Origin of the sequence: Billgrantia saliphila (genome assembly GCF_002930105.1) — a bacterium.
In the GTDB taxonomy this organism is placed as follows: Bacteria; Pseudomonadota; Gammaproteobacteria; order Pseudomonadales; family Halomonadaceae; genus Halomonas; species Halomonas saliphila.
On record NZ_PJRN01000008.1, the window covers coordinates 76,081 to 95,613 of the forward strand.

Annotated in this window: 13 protein-coding genes; 3 read left to right on the forward strand and 10 right to left on the reverse strand. The window is 53.7% G+C overall.

Annotated features, from left to right (window positions below; all coding sequences use genetic code 11):
- Positions 1-349: 349 nt before the first annotated feature.
- From CYJ07_RS10790 to CYJ07_RS10800, 3 genes are read left to right on the forward strand one after another with little or no spacing between them, the layout of a single operon-like run.
- Complete coding sequence (locus CYJ07_RS10790; protein WP_104203710.1) at positions 350-1,417, forward strand: glycosyltransferase; 1,068 nt, start codon at positions 350-352, stop codon at positions 1,415-1,417.
- A 28-nt stretch (positions 1,418-1,445) separates the two neighbouring features.
- Positions 1,446-2,171 carry a lipopolysaccharide kinase InaA family protein gene (locus tag CYJ07_RS10795; protein WP_104203711.1) on the forward strand — a complete coding sequence of 242 codons (726 nt, stop codon included), beginning with the start codon at positions 1,446-1,448 and terminating at the stop codon, positions 2,169-2,171.
- A gap of 23 nt (positions 2,172-2,194) precedes the next feature.
- Complete coding sequence (locus CYJ07_RS10800) at positions 2,195-3,100, forward strand: glycosyltransferase family 2 protein (protein WP_197038318.1); 906 nt, start codon at positions 2,195-2,197, stop codon at positions 3,098-3,100.
- Between the two features lie 85 nt (positions 3,101-3,185).
- Here the strand turns inward: CYJ07_RS10800 and CYJ07_RS10805 are convergent, their stop codons facing one another.
- The 10 genes from CYJ07_RS10805 to CYJ07_RS10850 all read right to left on the reverse strand — a co-directional run bounded on the left by CYJ07_RS10805 (position 3,186) and on the right by CYJ07_RS10850 (position 19,505).
- The gene (locus CYJ07_RS10805) at positions 3,186-4,076 is read right to left on the reverse strand and encodes a hypothetical protein (protein WP_104203713.1); all 891 of its coding nucleotides are present in this window, start codon (positions 4,074-4,076) and stop codon (positions 3,186-3,188) included.
- Positions 4,073-5,230 (reverse strand): glycosyltransferase, encoded by a 1,158-nt coding sequence (locus CYJ07_RS10810; RefSeq protein ID WP_231489605.1) that lies wholly within the window; start codon positions 5,228-5,230, stop codon positions 4,073-4,075. Before CYJ07_RS10810 ends, CYJ07_RS10805 begins: the two co-directional genes overlap by 4 nt.
- Entirely contained in the window at positions 5,230-6,585 is a 1,356-nt protein-coding gene (locus CYJ07_RS10815; RefSeq protein ID WP_231489606.1) for an O-antigen ligase family protein, read from the reverse strand. Before CYJ07_RS10815 ends, CYJ07_RS10810 begins: the two co-directional genes overlap by 1 nt.
- Positions 6,586-6,701: 116 nt before the next feature.
- Positions 6,702-7,976 (reverse strand): exopolysaccharide biosynthesis polyprenyl glycosylphosphotransferase, encoded by a 1,275-nt coding sequence (locus CYJ07_RS20600; RefSeq protein ID WP_104203714.1) that lies wholly within the window; start codon positions 7,974-7,976, stop codon positions 6,702-6,704.
- Positions 7,966-9,177 (reverse strand): glycosyltransferase family 4 protein, encoded by a 1,212-nt coding sequence (locus CYJ07_RS10825; protein ID WP_104203715.1) that lies wholly within the window; start codon positions 9,175-9,177, stop codon positions 7,966-7,968. Before CYJ07_RS10825 ends, CYJ07_RS20600 begins: the two co-directional genes overlap by 11 nt.
- 5 nt (positions 9,178-9,182) lie before the next feature.
- The gene (locus tag CYJ07_RS10830) at positions 9,183-10,424 is read right to left on the reverse strand and encodes a glycosyltransferase family 4 protein (RefSeq protein WP_197038319.1); all 1,242 of its coding nucleotides are present in this window, start codon (positions 10,422-10,424) and stop codon (positions 9,183-9,185) included.
- Positions 10,425-12,182: a hypothetical protein gene (locus CYJ07_RS10835; protein ID WP_104203716.1), complete on the reverse strand. Its 1,758-nt coding sequence runs from the start codon at positions 12,180-12,182 to the stop codon at positions 10,425-10,427.
- 773 nt (positions 12,183-12,955) lie between these two features.
- The gene (locus CYJ07_RS10840) at positions 12,956-14,521 is read right to left on the reverse strand and encodes a heparinase II/III domain-containing protein (protein ID WP_197038320.1); all 1,566 of its coding nucleotides are present in this window, start codon (positions 14,519-14,521) and stop codon (positions 12,956-12,958) included.
- A 47-nt stretch (positions 14,522-14,568) separates the two neighbouring features.
- Positions 14,569-16,749, reverse strand: a complete 2,181-nt coding sequence (locus tag CYJ07_RS10845; RefSeq protein ID WP_104203718.1) for a glycosyltransferase family protein — start codon at positions 16,747-16,749, stop codon at positions 14,569-14,571.
- Entirely contained in the window at positions 16,746-19,505 is a 2,760-nt protein-coding gene (locus CYJ07_RS10850; protein ID WP_104203719.1) for an FkbM family methyltransferase, read from the reverse strand. Before CYJ07_RS10850 ends, CYJ07_RS10845 begins: the two co-directional genes overlap by 4 nt.
- Positions 19,506-19,533 lie beyond the last annotated feature (28 nt).

A 19,533-nucleotide genomic window follows, 5' to 3' on the forward strand; every position in this document is an offset into this window, starting at 1 on the left:
TATACGAAACGTCTTACGTGATGCGCTGCGCCAATCGGCATACGCTCTCGAGTCGTACTGCAACAACTCCCGCCCAGGCCCACCCCAGACGGACCTTCCTGAGACAGGATCGTGCCTGCGCAGTTCAACCAGGCGCTGCCATTGCAGCCGCATCGAAGAAAAGCGAACATTATCATTCCATCGCGGACGTAAGCGGTCGGTTGCGGAAGAGCTTTCAACGCACTCTGCTAATGGAGGAACGGCAGAGTGATGACTCCGTTTCGTCATGTCATCGATGACACGCCGTCATTAGCCCTCTCTCTGTGATAGCCTCTCGCCTATTTACCAGTCGTCAGCCAAAGGAACGTCAGTGGCCTATAAACGCTTCGCCTTCGTCATCGAGGATCTCTACGGTGGCGGCGCCCAGAAGTCGCTGCTCTATACCGCCGACCAGCTACGCCAGCGGGGCCACGAGGTGATCGTCTTCACCCTGCGGGAGCTGATCGAGCATCGTATCCCCGAAGGGCTACGCATCGAGAATCTGGGCGTGGTTACTCAGTTCACCAAGGCCACCTCCACGGTACTCACCGAGAAGTGGCAGGCGAAGCGGATCGACAAGGCGTTAAGAAAGTGGAAGCCCGACGTCGTGATCTCCTGCTCCTGCGACAAGATCACTCGCCACTTGCGTCTACCCAACCTCTATTTCTGGGTGAAATCCGACGTCTCGGCCAAGTTCAGCGACTCGACGAAGCGCAAGCGCGCCTTCGAAAAGGTGCGGCGGTTCTACGACGGCCGCCAGGTCATCGCCGTCTCCCAAGGGGTCAAGAAGAACCTGGAGGACGTGGTCAGCCTGAAGGCCGAGCGCATCATTTCCATCTACAACCCCTACGAGCGCGAACCCTTCGTGGCAATGGCCGCCGAGCCGGCCGACTTGCCAAAGGGAGAATATTTCCTGTGCTTGGCGGCCCTGGAGCCTCGCAAGCGTCATGACCGCTTGCTGCGCGCCTACGCCAAGAGCGGCGTCGACACGCCCTTGGTCATCATGGGCAAAGGCAAACCGGAACACGAAGCCGCCATTCGCGAACAGATCGTTGATCTAGGCCTCGAGAATCGCGTCATCCTGGCCGGCTACCACCGCAACCCCTACCCCTGGATCGCCCGAGCCAAGGCGGTAATCCTGACATCAGATGCCGAGGGCTTGCCACGGGTGCTCATCGAGGCTCTACTGCTGCATACGCCCGTGATCAGCACCGATTGCCCCAGCGGGCCGCGGGAAATACTGACCGGAACGCTAGCCGACTTTCTGGTGGCACCTGAAGACGAAAAAGGCCTGGCCGATGCGATCAAACGCATGGACCAAGCCCCTGTCGTGATCGAAGAAGGCCACTACCGGCAGTTCCTCAAGGAAACGGTGCTGCCCCAATTCGAGGCATTATGAACTCGAGGCTCAGTAATCAGGACATGACGTGAAGCTGCTCGACCTCCCTTTCAATGATCGCCGACTGCGCTATCTGGTTTTCCATAATCGGGACCTACCGGATCAACTCGCGCTGCTCAGTACCACGACCACCGAGGCTTTCGAGTCGATAGGCAGTAGCCGCTTTTTCCTTTCTACCGACCATCGCATCCTGGCCAAAGTGGTACCGGACAAGTTCAACCGCCGCCAAGCGCCGCTCAAGTGGCTGCTGCAGGACTACATTGAAAAACGCTGGCTCGCGCAATCCGATGGACGCATGGAGTATTTGAGCCTGCAGGTGCTGCGTCGCGCCGGCCTGAAGACGCCTCGCTGCTACGGCTGGGGAATTTCACTGAACCCTAATAACCGTAGCGCTTCGCTCTTGCTAATGGAACGTGTCCACGACACACGCCCCGGCGGCGAAGTCTTCGACGAGATGGACGAGGCCGGCCGAGAGTCATTCCTGGAGCGCCTCTGCGAGCAAGTCGCTCAACTCGCCCATATGGGCTACACACATAGGGATTTGCATTACAACAATCTGCTCATCGATGCCAAGGGCGAAATCTACTGGATAGACGCCCATGTGCGCCGACTGCCAACCAAGAACGCCGACCAATGGCCGGCGCTCAAGAGATCGCTGACGGCAACGAAATTGCGAGGCGAAGAGTACCGTAAAAAGGCCGAAGAAAGGCTCGAAACCCTGTGGCACCAAGAAAGCTGGCGCTACATCCGATGACGTCCAAGGTGCTAATCGAACCCATGCATGCACATCAGCCCGAAGTGGCTATTATTATCCCCTGCTTCAATCGTTGGCCTCATGTTCAAGAAGCCATCGACTCCGTGCTTTCGCAGACATGGGAAAAAACCCGTTGCATTGTCGTCGACGATGCCTCGACGGACGACAGCCATGCTCGCCTAAAGGAGCACTATAGGGCAGAGCCGAAGGTTTCGATCCATAGACTGGAAAGCAATCAGGGGCAGTCGGCCGCCAGAAATCGCGGCGTATCCCTTAGCAATGCCGAATATATCGGCTTCCTGGATTCCGACGACCTCCTTGTCGATACTGCCGTAGCCAGCAGAATGCAGCTGGCCCTGGAGCAGCCGAATTTCACCGGAATCATCTTTGGCGACAAAATCAGCGACGTAACCGAAGAATCACTGCTTCCCGGCCAGAAGGAATATTCATCTCCCCTCACGCTTGATGAATACATAGACAACATGGGCTGGCTGCATACCAACAGCTTCCTCATGAAGAAATCCGCTTTTAATGAACTGCAAGGGTTCAACGAGGCGCTTAGGAAAAAAGAGGACGTTGAATTCTTCCTTCGCGCACTCGCTGTGCAGGAGGCACGATATGCCGGCGGTCAGTGCTGTATGGTTCGTGAAGTCGATACGCAGAGAGCCCGGCATGATCACGCCAGGATCATTGAGCAGGGCGAGCGCTTCATCGGAGCTATCCGCGCGAACGAAACGCTCACCCAATCCTTGACTTCAAATCAGCTCAAACAACTTGTAGAAGCCGACATTAAGTCCGTCCTTCAATCACTTTATCGCATGAAGCAGAACCAAAGATTTCGTTCCACCATACGGGACGCAGTGTCGGAAGGAAGGATTCATTTAAACGCCCGCATGATCAAGCGTTATCTACTTTCCTTTTTCAGGTAGAAGCGTTTAGCGACCCACAATGCCCTGTGCAGCCAGCATACCAATATCGGGAAAAGCGAAATCCTCTTCACGATAAACAATGTGCTCAGGGCTTGTCTTCAAGCCACTCGTTACCACTCTTGGCCGGATCCAGCGGCCCCGGCTCGGTTTCCGGTTTGCACTCCAGCAGCGCCGCCGACAGACATTCCAGGGCCGCCTGGCCGCTAACGCCGGCGGTGACTCGCTCCCACCATTCCCTATGCACGGCCTTCACGCTGACGGGTACCTCATCCAGCCCCACCCGCTGCGCCATGGCCAGGCGATGCAAGCCGCGATTGATCTTGAGAAGTCGCCCCTCGCGGGTGACGGCCACCCCCAACTCATCCTTGCCGAGCGAGTCATCGAAGCCCCATACGGCCATGTCGTCCATGAAACTCAGGTAGATATTGAGATAAGCCAGGATTCGCGCCTCGCTGTCCAGCAATAGCCCCTTCTGGTGAGACCGCCACGGCCTGCCCGCCTCCAGTCGTGACATCAGCTTCTGAAACGCCTCGCTCTCGGTCAGGTCGTTACGATGCATGTCCAGGTCGCTGACGAAAAGGTAACGCGAACTGTGACGGAGGTCGCCGCGCCGCAGGTCCCAGCTACCGTCCCAAATGAACATGGAGGAGGCGGGTCGCTGCCGCTTGGCATAGCCTCGCCAATCCCTGCTGCGTATTAACTGGCGAGGATCCACGCGCAACACAAGCGCGCTGCCCAGCTCCCGCTCGACCGCTCGCCGCGGCAGGCCGAGCCGCTCCACCCGGGCGCCCCCCGGCAATTGATTCTTCCATAGGCCAAACGCCAGCCGCTCAATGGGGTCGCCCACCGCCGCTTGGAAGCCCTGGCGCACCGCCCACTGCAGTCTCGTACGCTGTACCGGCCAGTACATTCGCTCATCCGCCAGCGGTGCGAATGCCGGGTCCCCGCCGGGCGGCTGAGGTAGCGTTCTTCTCATGATTCGCCTTGCCGAGCCGATGCCAGGAATCGATTGGCCACGCCCTCAGGCCTGAAGTCATCCAACCAGGCCTCATTGATCGGCGGCTTCTCTCCCTGAACGCCTGCGTGGATTCCGGTCGCCAAACTCTTCTCATCATGAGGGACGATACTCGTCTCGAGTTCACCTTTCAGCACCGAGCGAATTCCGCCCGGACAATCCACGCTGAGAACCGGCGTACCGCAAGCCAGTGCCTCGAACAGTACAATTCCCATACCCTCAAAGCGCGAACTCAGCACGAACAGACGAGCATGATGCATCCAGGGGTACGGATTGTCTCGTTGCCCCGCGAACATGACACGCTCGGCGATGCCCAGCTCCTTCGCCAACGCCTCGAGCCGGTTTCGCTCCTGGCCGTCACCCACCAGCACCAGGGGCAGCGTGACACCCGACCGGGAATAGGCCCGCAACAGCAATGCCTGGTCCTTGGCCGGCACCAGCCGCCCCACATTCACAATGTAAGGTTCCTCGGGAAGGTTCGGCTCGGGTTGCTGCATCTGCCGCCGGATGCTTTCCACCGGGCAGGGGTTATAAACCACCCGCAGGGAAGCCGGTTTGAAGCGCCAAACCTCCATGGCCCGACGCACGCTATCAGCGACTCCATCGGAAACGGTCACCAAGTGGCGCCCCTGATACAAGCAGCGAGCGAAGAGGCGTCGCCGCCAACTATCCTCCCGCACGTGCAGGATGTTCTCGAGCACATAGCAGGCTCTGTCGTCACGGAACGCCCATACCAGCTCGAATGTTCCTATTCCGCGAAAGACGATGCGATCCACTGTCCCATGGCGACGCTCGAAGGCCCTGAGCCACACCCGAAACACCACGCCTCCCATGATGCCCGAGCCCAGGAACAACGAGCGCTTCACAAAAGGATTCAGGAACAGCCGAGCCATCAGCTCGAGCAGCAGCCCCACCCCGGTGGCCCGAGCCCACCAACGCAGCGCCAGATGATGCTGACGCACCTGCTCGTGTTCCGGCGCCAGCGGCTTCTTCACACGCCGGAAACTGAGCAAATGGCTCTCGTGTCCGGCCTGGGCAAACGCATCCGCGAGGTTCACGGCCACGCGCTCCATACCGCCCATCTTCAGCGACCGAACCACCACCAGGGTACGCATCAGGAGGTTGCCTTGCGTTGCATGGAAGGAAAGACGCGTCGCCCCGTGGCGACTTGCCAACGCCAGATATGCGTTACCAGCCCACCGGCGATCAAATTCTGGACATAAACTCCCGTCCAGAAGCTGCCGTAGGATTCGAACTGGCTGATGATGGCATAGAAGACAAAGAACCCGGCCCCGAACAGCGCCATATCGCCAGGCATCACGCCAGCCCGCCAAGCACGCCACGTGCCGAGACCAATCCAGACGATCAGCAACAGCACCACGGACAAGCCCAGCAAACCGTAGCTGACCAGAATCTCGAGGGTTGTATTGTGCAGGTGACCGTAAAGCTCCTTGGTCTTGTCCGGTAGCCAATCGGTGTGCTCGATGACCAGGCTACGCCCCTCCTCGCCCCAGCCGACCAACGGCCGCTCGGCTATCCACTCTATCGAGGCGCGCCACGTGAGCAGCCGATTGCCGATGCTGCTGTAGGGTATCGCTTTCCAGTCACCCTCCATCGCCTGGTCGATGATATGTTCCTCGTTGGACAGCCGCTGGGTCACCGGTTCATGCAAGGCCACCGCGCCGGCCAGTATCACCAGCGCCACGCCAGCCAATCCCCACCGAGAACGGTGCGTTGCCCTTCGACTCGCCCGCCACACCATGGCCGGCAGCAGCAGCATGACCACCAGCACCGCGAGCCACACCGCCCGGGTCTGGGTGATGACGATACCAGCCAGGCAAACCAGCAGGGCCAGCGTCCATAGCAAGCGGCGCACCCAAACCAAGGCACCGCTCCCCTGCCAGCAGCGTCCGGCAAAGCAGACCAGCCCAATCAAGCCGGTGCCGAAGAGCATGGCATCGTGCTGCGAATTGCGTATGGCAAACTCGGCCCGAGCCCCCAGCAACCCCAGCTCCCATTGTTCCAGGCTGCCCTCGTGCCAGAACACGGCCACCATGAGGCCCGCCAGGCCCAGGCTCCAGGCCAACAAGGTGGCGCGCGTGCTCCCCCACAGCCACCAGGCCAGGCCAATGAATAAAAACCACTTGGCCAGCCGATCAAGCCGCGGGTTGTCGCTCACCCACTCGGGATGATTGAGGTAACCAGCGCTCCAGGAAATCAGTTGCACCACCACGACGGCCAGCAACAGCCATAGCGGACCGCTGCCACGGATGTCTCGCCCCCAGCGCAGGACGGCAAAGAGGCCCGTCAGGGCCATGAGGGTACCGGCCTGCTCAGCGAGACCGTGTTCGACCAGGCGCAGCCCGGCATAAAGCAGCACGCACAGCAGACCCAACCAGCACAACCAAAGGGGAGAACTCCAGGCGGGATTGGGCTCGCCCGGCTCAAGTAGGGATAGGGGGTGCCTCACTGCTGCGCCACTCTTTGCATCATTAGGGGAGCGCGCATGGTAGCAGATTCCGCTCCGCTAAAACGACGTTGCCGCGCAGGGCGCGGCAACGAAGGCGGTTATGGCACATACCGAATTCAGCGTGCACCAAATCCCGTGAACAAGATACGAACGGTTTTCAATATGATCAATACATCCAGCCATAGCGAGAAGTGCTTGATGTAGTAGAAATCGTATTGCAGCTTCTTGACCATGCCTTTTACCTGGGCGGCATAGCCCTGTTCGACTTGCGCCCAACCGGTAATGCCCGGCCGTACCACATGGCGATAGCTGAAGAAAGGCACGTCGACTTCATACCATTCCGAAAGGGCTACCGATTCGGGTCGCGGCCCAATAAAGCTCATCTCGCTCTTGAGGATATTGAAAATCTGGGGCAGCTCATCGAGGCGGTACTTGCGGATCACACGGCCCACTCGCGTAATACGGGGGTCGTCCTCCGAGATGGTGAAGTCCTCTCCGCTCATGTCGTGGTACATGCTGCGAAATTTGTACATCAGGAAGGGGCGGGCCCGATACCCCATGCGCGGCTGAAGAAAAAAAACCGGTCCTTTACTATCCAGCTTGATGGCGGTGGCAATAACGAGCATGACCGGCAGCAGAATAGGCAAGAGCAGCAGAGCGCCGACAAAATCGATGACGCGCTTGAAGCCGACATAGAAGAGAGACGGCAGCAGGCTACCAAACTCGTTCTCTGACAAGTGGTCGATCTTGACCCGGCCGGAGAGGGATTCAGCGACTTGCCGCACATGGTACACCGGGATATGACTGAGCGTGCACCGGGCCAGAAACATCTCCCATTCAGCCGGCAAATCCTGGGCGCGCAGGTCCGCCACTACGCCATCCACTCTCATCTTTTCCAGGTCGGGCAGCTCAAGCAGGCGGATATCGGCGCGGCGCGTTCCTATCAATTGACGTACCTCCCCGAACGGCACCAATGCCAGTTTGGGCTTGCGAAAGCGTCGGCTGATGAAATAACCGAGATAGAACCAGACGAGGCTGACCAGGTAACCGCCGAACAGCACCTGGCGTGTATATCCCTCGCGAGTGAACAGCAGCAGCGCCACCGCGATCAGGAAAGCGAAGGTCACCGTCGGCATGATATTGGCGGCGAGCTGCGCGCCGGGAAAGCGCGACATGCGGCGCAACGTCAGCGCCGTGGCCATGAAGGCCAGGCCGATAGCGATCAAGGTATTGCTGCGCACATCCGGCAGATAGTGCCAAAAGCCCCAGCCCCAGCGCTCCAAGCTCGGCAGCATGATAACCAGTGGTAACCCCACCAGCACGTGAATCGACAAGCCCAGCAACAGGATTTCGTACCACCGCGAATGGCGGCGCTGATACTCACGCTTCATGCTTCACCAGTGCCAAGATATCGTCGGCCATATCGCCCATGATCCTGTCTCTACGCCACTTGGCCACGAATGCCGGCCGGGGGCGAGAGGATACCTCAAGTCGCCCCAAGGCCGCGACGGCGCCTTCAACGTCACACGGTGGGAAACATGCCGCGTTGTCTATCTCCTCTTCAATGAAGCGAGCGGGAACCCCCGCCACCCCCGCCCAGATGGGCCGGCCCGTCGTCGCGTACTCGAACAGCTTGGAAGGCAGCACGTTTTCCAGCGATGGCAAGTCGTTCAAATGCAGGAAGAGCACATCCGCTTCACGATAGGCCTCGAGCAGCGCCGGGCGCCGAACGGGATCCTGCACTTGCACATTCCCTACCCCATGCTCCGCCAGCGCGCTGCACAGCGGCTCGCGCCCCGCTCCCCCGCCGATGACCCTGAACTCGGCACGCCCTTTCAGCCGCTGAGCAAGCCCGGGAAGGATATGTTCGATGCCCTGCCCGAAACCCAGGTTGCCGGCGTACAGCACGCGAAGCGGCTGATCTTCCCGGTTCTCTCGGCTTGTGGCTTGTGGCTGGAAAGCCCCGGACTCGAACGCCTCGACAAAAAGCGGATCGATGCCATTGGTATGCCAGGTAAAGCGCTGCCGCGGGTAGCGTGATCGGAAATAGGGCTCGAACCCCCGCGATACCAGGTTGATCCTGTCGGCTCGAACCAGCGCCCAACGCTCGAACATGCCAAATAGCGGCGCCACAAGCCTGCCGGTGCCCCCGGGCAGCACGAAGGGCAGGTTCTCGACGAAGTTGTCGCGTATATCCTGATAGAGCCGCGCTTTCTTCCTGCGCGCAACCCAGGCGCCGAGTACAGCCGTCATCAGGCGGGACGAAGTCGAGACGACCAGATCGTAAGGCTCATCACGAACCCGCTTGCGCACCTGATGCGCATAGGAAGCAAAAGCACGAACCTGCGAGGCCATGCCCCGCCCACCGCCGGGAACCAACAGCCGGGTGATACGCACCTCGCCGCCCGGCAGAGCCTCCTCCTCGCTGAGCAAATCCTTTTCATGCCTGTGGCGGTTGGGCATCGTGGTGATCACATGCAGCTCGCAGCCTTCCGGCAGGCGACGCTCCAGCGCAGTTACCAGCGCTTCCGCACGAAAAGCGCCGGCGCTGATGTCCGGCGGGTAATAAAAACCTAGCAACAGGATACGCATTCGACTCACTGCGGCGAGATACCGGCCTTGGAGGGTGATAGAATCCGCTCGTAGAGTTCCACCAAGGCCTGCTCCTGGGTCTCCCAGTTGAGCGACAGGGCCGCCTGTTCCGCCCGGGTGCGATAATAGGCCCGCAGCTCAACGTCATCCACCAGGCGCTGTATCGCCTCTGCCAAGGCCGCCGTGTCGCCCGGCGGCACCAGCAAACCGAGATCGTGGTGCCGCACCACTTTGCCGATCTCGGGGAGCTGGCTGGCCACGACCGGCAGCCCAGCAATCACGTACTCAAACAACTTGTTGGAATCGGTGGTGAAGTGGTTCAGGCAGGTGTTCTCGATGGGCTGTACGCCGATATCCGCCGAAGCGGTATAGGACGGCAACTCAGCTAGTGGCACGGTGGGAATGAAGCGCACGCGTTCGCCCAGTTCCAGCTTGGCGGTCAGCTCGTGCAGCTCAGCGGCCTGGCGCCCACCACCTATGAAGACGAAATAGGCATTCGGTACGCTGGCGGCCGCCTCCACCAGCCGAGGAAGCCCCCTGCCCGACTGCAGTCCACCCTGATAAAGCACGATGGGCCACGGCTCGGTAAGCCCCAGCTCTTCACGGATTCGGTTGGCCCCCTCCACCTTGGCCAACCGCGGCCGGTTCTGCAGCACCAGAGGGCGAGGTATGCCATAGGCGCGTGCGAAGAACTTGGCGCGCGCCTCGGTCGTGGTGATGGTGCCGGCCGCCTTGGGCATGAGCTTCTTTTCGATCCAGCCCACCAGGCCGCGAAACGCCTTGTACCCTTCCCGGTCCGTACTGATCTCGTGGGCATCGTAGATTAAAGGTACCTTGGCAAGGCGGGCAGCCAGCCAGGCGGTTGGCAGCATGTTCACATCGTGTGCATGCACGATATCCGGGCTAGCTCGATATGCCGAACAGGTCATACTGATCAATGCTCTGGCACGAGAGGTTAGAAGAGCAAGCATCTCCCGTCTGGAGCGCTCGCCCTGGTTGGTGTCGTATAGCTGCGCCGACCTGGTCTCATCGGCCCCATGGCGCTGCACCCGGACGCCACTGTCGAGCACCTCCAACCGCGGCGCGATACCCGGCAAGGCAAGCGCATGAACCGTAACCTGATAGCCAGCCAGCGCCAGGGTCTCGGCCTCCTTCCGGACGCGCGCATCATTCACAAATGCGTTACATACCAGCATATTAACCTTGGGGCCAGTATCCGGCCTGCGCTGCTCTTCTTCTTGCATCATTTACTGCTTTTCTCTCATAAAGTACGTCCTGCTCTCAGTCAAGCGGTCCATCAACGCGGGCAAAATTTCCAAGGCTTGTACATAGCGTTGGGAATTGCACTCCCGCACCAAGGCAAACGCCAATGCTGATAGCTCGGCATGCTTGGTGGCCACTCGATGCAACGCCGGTCGGGATTCGGAGGCTTTCACAATGGCAGTTTCCAATTGACTCAGGCTTGCTTCCACCACGGGCCAACCAGCGCCTAATGGCTCAAGTGACCACCGCCCCCAGTTCAGCGACAAAGGAGTTATCTCGTCTACGACCCTGATTGCATCTTGAGATAAATCCGGCTGATATATCACCATAGGAAGCCCTTTTAAAATCGCATTCATCCGGGCCAAGTTATCCAAGAGGAAGACGAGCGATGCTTGCTCTTCATCGGTGTTGGCAGCAATACGCAAGCGCTCAAGCAACTCTATATTAAAACGCTGCCAGAGCATTGGTCGTGAACGCTGATATCGGTGACAGAGCTGGGGTGGTGGTTCGACAGTTAGCAAGTGGTGTAACAGTGATTTTGCATAAGGCTTTACTTCTGGAAGTTCCAGGGGGCGCATTTTCGGAACTTCATATAATAAGCAGTGGAATTTCTGGACTTGAGTAGCACCCACGAAGCAAGGTGCCGGAAGCCCAGGTATGCTCTCCCCCATCAGGGTGGCCTCATGCAAGGCGAGTGAGCTGCGATTTTTCTCGAACAGCTTAACCAGGTAGCACCGTGTGCCAGTTTCAACCTTGAGGGCGGCGACATTAGTCTGCCCAGTCTGATGCCATTTGCAAATAACATTTCCCTCAATTTTTCCTACCAATTCCTCCATCACTGCCCTTATCCAATGTTGGCGCGCGAGAGGCTGCAGCAGCGGCCACATTGATCGTTCGGGTTGAACGGTATGCGACAGCAAAACTTTTCCATGAAAGAAAAGGGCGTCTAGCTTGACTCCTTGTTGATGCAGTGCAGCTAAGTCCGCAACAAGACCGGTAGACCGCGTCATAATCTGACGACTAAGGATCAAAGTCACAATAGCGACAATAACTCCAGGGGGCCGCCAAAGAATAAAATCCGACACTAAATACCCAAAGGTAACAAAAAACCCTACACCTGCCACTACATTTAGTACTTCACGTAACTGTGTATCTAGTCTCTCATGCATCGTTGAGCTATGTCGGTGCAGAAGCCAGAGCACTAGAAAAGTGAACACCGCATACCCCACCATCATCAAAGAGACTTCAGGGTAGAACCATCCCAAACCGCACAGCGAAAATACGATGAATACGCCACTGGCCAAAGCCCGCGAATAGCGCTGATACCCACCTGCCGCCACTTGGTCCTGATTCTCAAATAGCACCATCTTATGGCTGTTTTTCAATAGCCGGCTCGTACCTAGACCGGTAATCCAGTCGATGAGGCGCTCCGCCAATACATGGACAAGGAAAAAGCCCAGAGTAGCTGCGCTCAACCCAGCGATTAAGATATCGCGATCCATCTCAGCGAAGGAGGCTGGAAAATAATGCGGAACACCATCTGAACCCAGCAGAATAACAACCTTCAGAGGAAGAAACGATGCCAAAAGAGAGGAAAGTTGAGACACTAGCGTGACGGTAACGATGGCGCTCGTGTGAAAGGGCACCACGCGGATAAACTTGACACCCAGCGAAATAGACCAACGCAATGATTTTATAACCTGCATAAGCATAATAAAGAGTGCCTGATCAAAAATCTTCAATAAGATTGATACCTGCCTAGCGGAACAATACCTATCATGCGAAAAGGAACGTTCACATTAAGACCTCCATTGTGGTAGCCGCGCTCTCCACCAGAAATAGGACAAGCAGTACGGATAGGGTAAGCAGTCCGATATGCAGATGAAGTAGAACAATATGGGCAAACACAATTTCTGCCTTAAAGAACCATATTGGGCCGATGCGGTCATCGAACATTAGCTTAATATCGTCGTTAACTTGATTCGCGCCATCGGACCATCGCGTCCGCTAACTTGGCTCTCAACGTTGACTAAATATATTGCCGAAGCGAGCTCACAGGTATGCTGATTTTCTAGAAATAATAGAAAATTACTACGACCCCCTCTTATGTTGTGTCGCCGCGGCTCGGCGCTAGCAAGACATTTTGAGACAGCCCCAGAACACGCTACAGCGGCCTACAAAAGACTATACAAGTACCGCATCAAGCTCGTGAATCCGCTTCATGCCATTAAATATTTACTAGCTTCCGCAAGGCTCGCTACGTAGGAATAAACAAGGCCAACTATTAACTTCAGCAAATGTGTTGCTGGCAAAGACGAGAGAGGCCCGCATACGCGGATATAACATCTTTTTCAATTTCTATTAGCAGCAGGATATAAACCAATTGAGGCACCTTATAAGCTATCGCTGAGGCAGTGGCTGAATCAACCTGACGTCTTACAAACACTACTGAGAGATAAATTTCATAAAATTAAACTGCTAATTTAATAGCGTCTTTTATTATCGCCTTGGTTATTTATAACATTTCTTTTTCACATATTTCTAGCATTGTATCAAACGTACATTTTTTAAGTTCATTTTTTCTAAACCCGAAGCTCCATCTAGGTATTATGTGTTTTTCCTGGTAGCTTACCCAACCCTGAATAAACGGCTGTTCTTGGCCCTTACTAACTAATATTTCTGAATTCTCAGGGGGGAAGACATAAAGAATTAAAGAATCTGTCTCGAAAATCAGATGTCCTGCAACATCTTCGCCTTTGTAGGCAAAGTTCTCTGCCAAATGGAACCACTGCTCATAGAAGTGTATAGAGGATGATCTAAGGGTATCGATAACTCTAAGTGACTTGCCGCGCTTAATTTCTAAAGAACGATTAAAATTAACATCAGGTTTAGAAAATTTTTTTTCTAATACCAATTTCCCACTTAACTTGCCACTTCTGAAAAAAGTTACAGCCCCTGCATAATAATCTGTTTTATCAAAATCTCCCCACCAAGGAAAATTCCCCCCATCAACAGAAACTGTATTATGGGCTCTGGCACTGCTAACAAAAATTCTGTAAGGATTATTATAGTCATAACTATATCTGCCTGAATCTTGAAGAATCACCTGCCCTTTTTCTGACCACTCTAACGAAAAGTCATCTGAATGACGGTGTGCATTGCTTGGAAATCCGGTCCTAACTGCTAGGTAGGAATTTTTTTTCGTTGGTTCGTTTCCCGCAAGAATGGCGTATCCAGCCTCGTTAAAAACATAATCCCCCATAACCACTTCGTGTTCGTGGCGAACGAAATTAGAATCGCCAAACAATGTACTAGTACCATTTGGGTGAAAAAGAAACCTTGTATTGCCTTTAACCTCTTGTATCTTATCCTTATCAAAGTTAAACCTTATTCCTGAAAATTCTGGACTATCAAGTATTTCCTCAAACTCTTTAACAATATACTGATGGTAACCTGTGCTATTCTCTAAATGCATGTTTTGCGTGCCATATTGCTTCTCCCATAACCAATTAATCCTTTTTGCAGCGTATGCTTTATCCTTCTCTACATTTCCCACACTTGGATGCAGAGCCAAGAGACAAATTAAGGCTCGCATCTGAAAAATTCCATGATTATTGCTTTTGAATTTCTTAGGGTCAGAAAGCTCTAAGTAGTGCTTATATACAACCTCCCTTGTCAGCTCTTTCTTTTCTTCAGCAAAGCAACCAGAATTAAAAATATAGGTGGCTATAATCGAAAGGCGAAGCGTTCGAAACGAAACAGCATCATCTTTCCAAAGAAACTCACCGCTCTGCCCTTTTGTAATGTAAAAATCTGCCCAATCGAAAAAATAGTTTACGCATTTCTGTATTGCAGCCTCATCTTTGTTATTTTTAAAATCAGAAAGAAGCTTATCCATCCACTGAAATGAATTTAACACCCATCGCCAACTGCGATGATCAAATGGATCATCTAACCAGTTAACAGGAATATCTAGCTTGTATGGCGGCTGATTTAGTATCGAAACACTACCTTGTCGCCAGAGGTTAGCTCCTGACCCAGGAATCAGGCTTTTCCCAAACCAAGTCAAAGAAAAAAGCAAATTTATTTGCTCCACGCTATAATACTTAGCTCTAAACATAATGAAATTTAACAATCCAGTATACGCAAAAAAGTTTTTGAAAGAGGTTTTTTACTGAACTTATCAGAACTAAAACTCCCTATTTTCCTAATATGGCCATTCATGATTCTTTCAACAGCATCGTTGACAGAGTCCACTATGGCTGAAGAAGGATAAATTGTTTCAGCACCAGGCCATCTAATGATAATAGGTGTTGCACCACTAGCCATCCCCTCTGCCACAGCCATGTGAAAGCTCTCATGATCGCTAACAGAGAGAATCCAACCGATTTTTTCCAGCCACTCGTCAATTGGACCAAAGCCCTCGAAAATTACATTAGATTCCCAGCAGTTATCCCTAATTCTTTGGTATTGCCGCTGATAGTAAGCCATTTCCTCCGTTCTTTCCACGGTGTGCATCCATGGGTAGTCTTCTGGCCGCTTACCCTTTATGAACAGCTTGAAGCGTCTATCCTTCTCGTAAAGATTTGCGAAGATGTCTAGTGCTCGATCCAAACGTTTAGATTGAGGCACGTCACCTATCATACCAAGGTGAAACTCGGCTCCGGACAGCTTAGGCTTATCCAGCAACTCTGTGTCCACCATATTGAATATCATTTTACATTTCTTGCGCTCCAGGGAAAATTCAGCAATCATCAATTCAAAATAGTAAGGCGACACAAAGATATAGTGATCGATATTTTCGTGGCGGCACTGGTCAAGGTGGCGTGTTCTCAACTCTTGAGCATGGACTCGCGTGACAAGCTTTTGCCCTTGTTTTTTACGCTGGGAGTACCACACCAGGTTACCTAGCCCCCACTCACAAAAGATAATGTCGGCCTGGTTTAGGAGGTTAAGGCTTGTCTCTTCATCATGTTTGCTATGTCCCTGCCACTGATCAACGAGAAGTTCAAGGTCATCCCGCTGCTCAATAGCCTCCATGATGAACTTGGCGAACTTCAGGTCGTGGCCCGCGATCAGGATTTTTTGCTTGTCCTGCGGAAAGGTTAACGCCTGTCGGGCGCGCTCGGCTGTGTGGTGGTGGGAGTAACGTTCTGCCTCTTCGGTATTAATTGTTAGCCGACCCTGAATGGCATCCCACATGGCATCGGCGATGCCCTCAATGTCACCCTCAGTGAGCGAGGCGCCACCCAGCTTAGCCAGCATGTCCGGCACGCAGCCATGAGCCATGGTCACAGCCAGAACGGGCTTCTTGGCCCCCAGGTAGTCTGCGAGCTTGCCCGGGTAGAACGGGGTGTCACGCAGGCCTTGGTCGCTGAAGTCGGCATCGCGCAGCATCAGGCAATCTGCCTGGGTCATAACCGCCAGGCTTTCCAGGTAGCTGACGGTGCCCTTGAAGCTAGCGATGCCCTCCAGGCCGTAGTCGGCTGCGGCCTGAATGTAACGGTCGTTGGCGCCGTAGAAATCCAAGGTGAAACGCCCTTTCAGCTCCGGATGCTTCTCCAGTAGGCGCTGAGCGCCCTGCATGAAAGGTTCTGCGGTGCGCTTGAACTTGTAGAGCATACCAACGTGCATGAAGCGGAAGACCTTCTCTTCCAATGCCTTGTGATGCTTATTGCATGCCTGTTCAGGCTGGCTGGGGTACATGCGCTCATCGAAGCAGTGCGGTAGCACAAAAAACTTATCGCTATCCAACGGCTGGGCCTGGCTTTCAGTCATAATGGCCTGCTGGTAGGGGTTGGTAACGATGATCCGGTCGGCCTGCTGGAGCACGTCGGCTTCGGTCTGGCTGTCCTCTCCCAGCATTGGGAACTTGTAGGACTCGTTGAAGGGATTAGCGGCGACCGGGTCACCGAAGGAAGCCACCCAGCGCAATTCGGGGTTGGCCTTCTTGATGGCCATGGCCGCCAAGTGCGAGGCAATCTCTTGGGAATGTGAGATCATCACTCGGTAGTGGTTATGATTCTTCAGGCGCTGATAGAAATCCAGCACCTTCTCCACATAGTGGGCGCGGGCCTCCGGGTCACGTGCATCCTCCGTAGGTACCAATACCTGGTAGCGGTTGAAGCGGCTACTGGCGTAGCGAAACATTCCTTCATTATCGGGCTTGTCTGCTCGCTTGATCTGCAGTACGTCATACTCGTAGCCGGTGTCTTTCAGGCGCTTGAAAAGGTTGAAGGCTGAGGAGCTTTTGTAGGGCGGGAAGTGCCAGGAGACGACCAGCACTTTCTTGTGGGTATGCTGACTCATGCTCGCACCTCCGCCTGGTTGATGATTTGCGGCTGTGCTAAATTTCCTTGCCCTGCTCCCCAGTAGATAAAGTCTTCCAAAGCCTCGGCATGCAGAGGTTCATTCACGTTGTGCCTAAGGACTCGATCGTTGCCGTAATACTGGCGCTCGTCAGCATAGAACTCGCGGGCGATCTGCATTGCGTAGGTCACGGTGTCGTTGGTTTCGTTCAGGAACTGAAAGGCAGTGTCGAAGTTCTCCAGTTCGATGAAAAGCTGTTTACGAGGCGCGGTCTGGGCTTCGAACAGCTGCTTGGCACGTTGGATATCGGCTTCGCTGCTGACGGTAACGGCCAGGGTGGCCTTGGGCAGATCAATATCGACGACCATACCCAGCAGGCGGCAAAGCGCCTGGATGCGGTGGCCATAAGTATGCTCACGCATCACCGCCCGCACGCCACGTCGGGCCAGTTCATTGTAGGCGTGAGGCGAGGCCTCCAACGCCCTCAACTGCTCGGCGATGCTCTGCTTGCCTGGCATGATGACGATATCGCCGAACAGCTCGCGTACGCCTACTGATTCGTTACTGATCACCGGCGTGCCGGAGGCCAGAGACTCGTAGACCCGACGGGCAAACATGGTGGCGGAGTCCTGCACCGAGTTCATATTGACCTGGTACTTGTAGCCCTTATGGGCCTTCCATACCTCATCTGGCGGGAGGTTACCGACGATATAGGCCTGGTAGTGATCGGGGAAAGCGAATTTTCCGATACCTTTCTGATAGTTTCGGTCGAAGATGTCATACCGTACCCCGGCAAGCTCCAGTTGGCCCATAACCTCATTGAAATCTTTACAGCGCTTGGGCTTGTCGCCGTAGTAGGAACCGGCGAACACAGCCTTAGGCAGGCGTGGAATCACCGGCTTTGGGTTGTGAACCTTTGGTTGGGCACCAAAGGAGAGCGGGTAGGCATTGATGCCGAAGTCTTCCTTGTAGCGCGGCACCATATTCACGTCGGTGGTAATCGCTAGGTCGAAAAGTGCGGCGATCGGTCCGAATTTCTCGTAATGAGGAGGGTCTTCCTTGTTCCAGAACACGGTGGGAATGCCACGTTGATTACAGTAGCGCAGCAGGCCGCTGAGCTTTTTACCGCCACCGCTGCCCTTGGTAATCGTGCCCCAGTTACCGTCGTTACCCTTCCAGCAGCTTTCAACAAGTAAAAAATCGATGTCTCTATTTTCAATTTCGCCACGCCAATTATCTTGCATAACTTTAATTAGATTGACTTCATGCGAAAGGCACTCATAGGTAAACTCATCTAAAATGCATGCAACATTTAAATCTTCGACAAGACGGACACTTTTCGGGTCATGCGTTATGGGATCAAGCGAGGCTACTCCTGTCGCCAATTCGCTTTCTCCATACTTAATGCAAGCCTGACTTTTCTTAATTTTTTCTATGCTTCTTTTTCGCAACGTAACATGAGAAATCATTACCTCATCGTATTTTCTTTTAACCCATGAAAGTTGGTGATAACACCCACACTTAAAGGCAATCTTTTTTATTTTATCAACAGCATATTTCTTAACTCTCTCTTTCCTGAACCTTCCTTTTTGTTTTTCATGGGGGGCATTTTCGTTATTTATATAAAGGCGAAGCAGCCGCACGGGGAGTTTAATGGCGCCACCAAATGAATAAGACGCAGCCCTTAGGTACAACCCTGTCTTATAGGCCTTGCTAGATCTTACCAAAAACAGCTGATGGCAAGCATCTCGGAGCTCTATACGCGCATTTCGATATTTATCAGACAGCTCTTTGAAATTGGATCTAAATGAGCTTAACTCCCCTTCTAGCTCAATCACCTTTTCCATGGAAGCAAGATATTTCCCTTCGAGATCATCAAATTTTTTCTTAGAAAGAAAATATTTTTCTTCGATATCTTTGCATCGCAAATTTAGCGAATTTATTTTTTGACATGCATCTTTGTACCTTGCATTTGCTTGACTTAACTTACCCCTTAAATCCTTTATTCTCTCTCTTTGTTTATAACTATCTTGCAAAGAATTTTTTGTTATCTTCGGGTAATGCCGTACAATATCCACACTCTCTTTACACAAAAAAAGATGTGTCGGAGTGGCATTGAACGTATCCCAGTATATATATCCTCGCTGAGACACCCACTCATAAATTTTATTAAATTCTTCTTCGGACTGGCATTCTATGTACAAGTCTGGTTTATTTTTCGCAATAAGATTTTCAGAACCTTTAAGAACAGCCAGTTCCATGCCTTCCACGTCGATTTTTATAGCCCGAACAGTATCATTATATACTAAATCGTCTAATTTTATAACATCAACATCTGCCTCTTCATTATTAGTGATCTCAATTGATTGAGCACCTAGGTTAGCTTGATCGAGATGTGAAAATTTTGCTTTCCCACTGCTGCTCCCTACGCCTAGGCAATGAATCTTCACGCTTTCAGAAAGCGCATTTACTTCTATGCTCTCTTCAAGGGCTTTACACAAATGTGCATTAGGTTCGAAAGCAATCACGCGGCAACCGACTATTGCAGCAAGATATAGAGTATGGTTGCCTATATTTGCTCCAACATCCAGCACCAAGTCGTCATTCTTAAGCCTGGACGCCATATCTTTCAACATATCCGATTCGTAAGGAGCGCCTTCCTTGGCAATCTTGCCTTGAATATAATCGGTATTTTTATCCGGCAAGACTATTTGATAGCTTACACCATCAATAGTGATACTCGTCAGCTCCGTCATTTATTTTACCCCAAGGCAAGCATATATA

Bases quoted from the DNA above. Each gene is read 5' to 3' on its own strand.
- CYJ07_RS10805 (WP_104203713.1), bottom strand. From the start codon at position 4,076: ATGAGAAGAACGCTACCTCAGCCGCCCGGCGGGGACCCGGCATTCGCA.
- CYJ07_RS10850 (WP_104203719.1), bottom strand. From the start codon at position 19,505: ATGACGGAGCTGACGAGTATCACTATTGATGGTGTAAGCTATCAAATA.
- CYJ07_RS10825 (WP_104203715.1), bottom strand. From the start codon at position 9,177: ATGCGTATCCTGTTGCTAGGTTTTTATTACCCGCCGGACATCAGCGCC.
- CYJ07_RS20600 (WP_104203714.1), bottom strand. From the start codon at position 7,976: ATGAAGCGTGAGTATCAGCGCCGCCATTCGCGGTGGTACGAAATCCTG.
- CYJ07_RS10800 (WP_197038318.1), top strand. From the start codon at position 2,195: ATGCATGCACATCAGCCCGAAGTGGCTATTATTATCCCCTGCTTCAAT.
- CYJ07_RS10830 (WP_197038319.1), bottom strand. From the start codon at position 10,424: ATGATGCAAGAAGAAGAGCAGCGCAGGCCGGATACTGGCCCCAAGGTT.
- CYJ07_RS10810 (WP_231489605.1), bottom strand. From the start codon at position 5,230: ATGCGTACCCTGGTGGTGGTTCGGTCGCTGAAGATGGGCGGTATGGAG.
- CYJ07_RS10845 (WP_104203718.1), bottom strand. From the start codon at position 16,749: ATGAGTCAGCATACCCACAAGAAAGTGCTGGTCGTCTCCTGGCACTTC.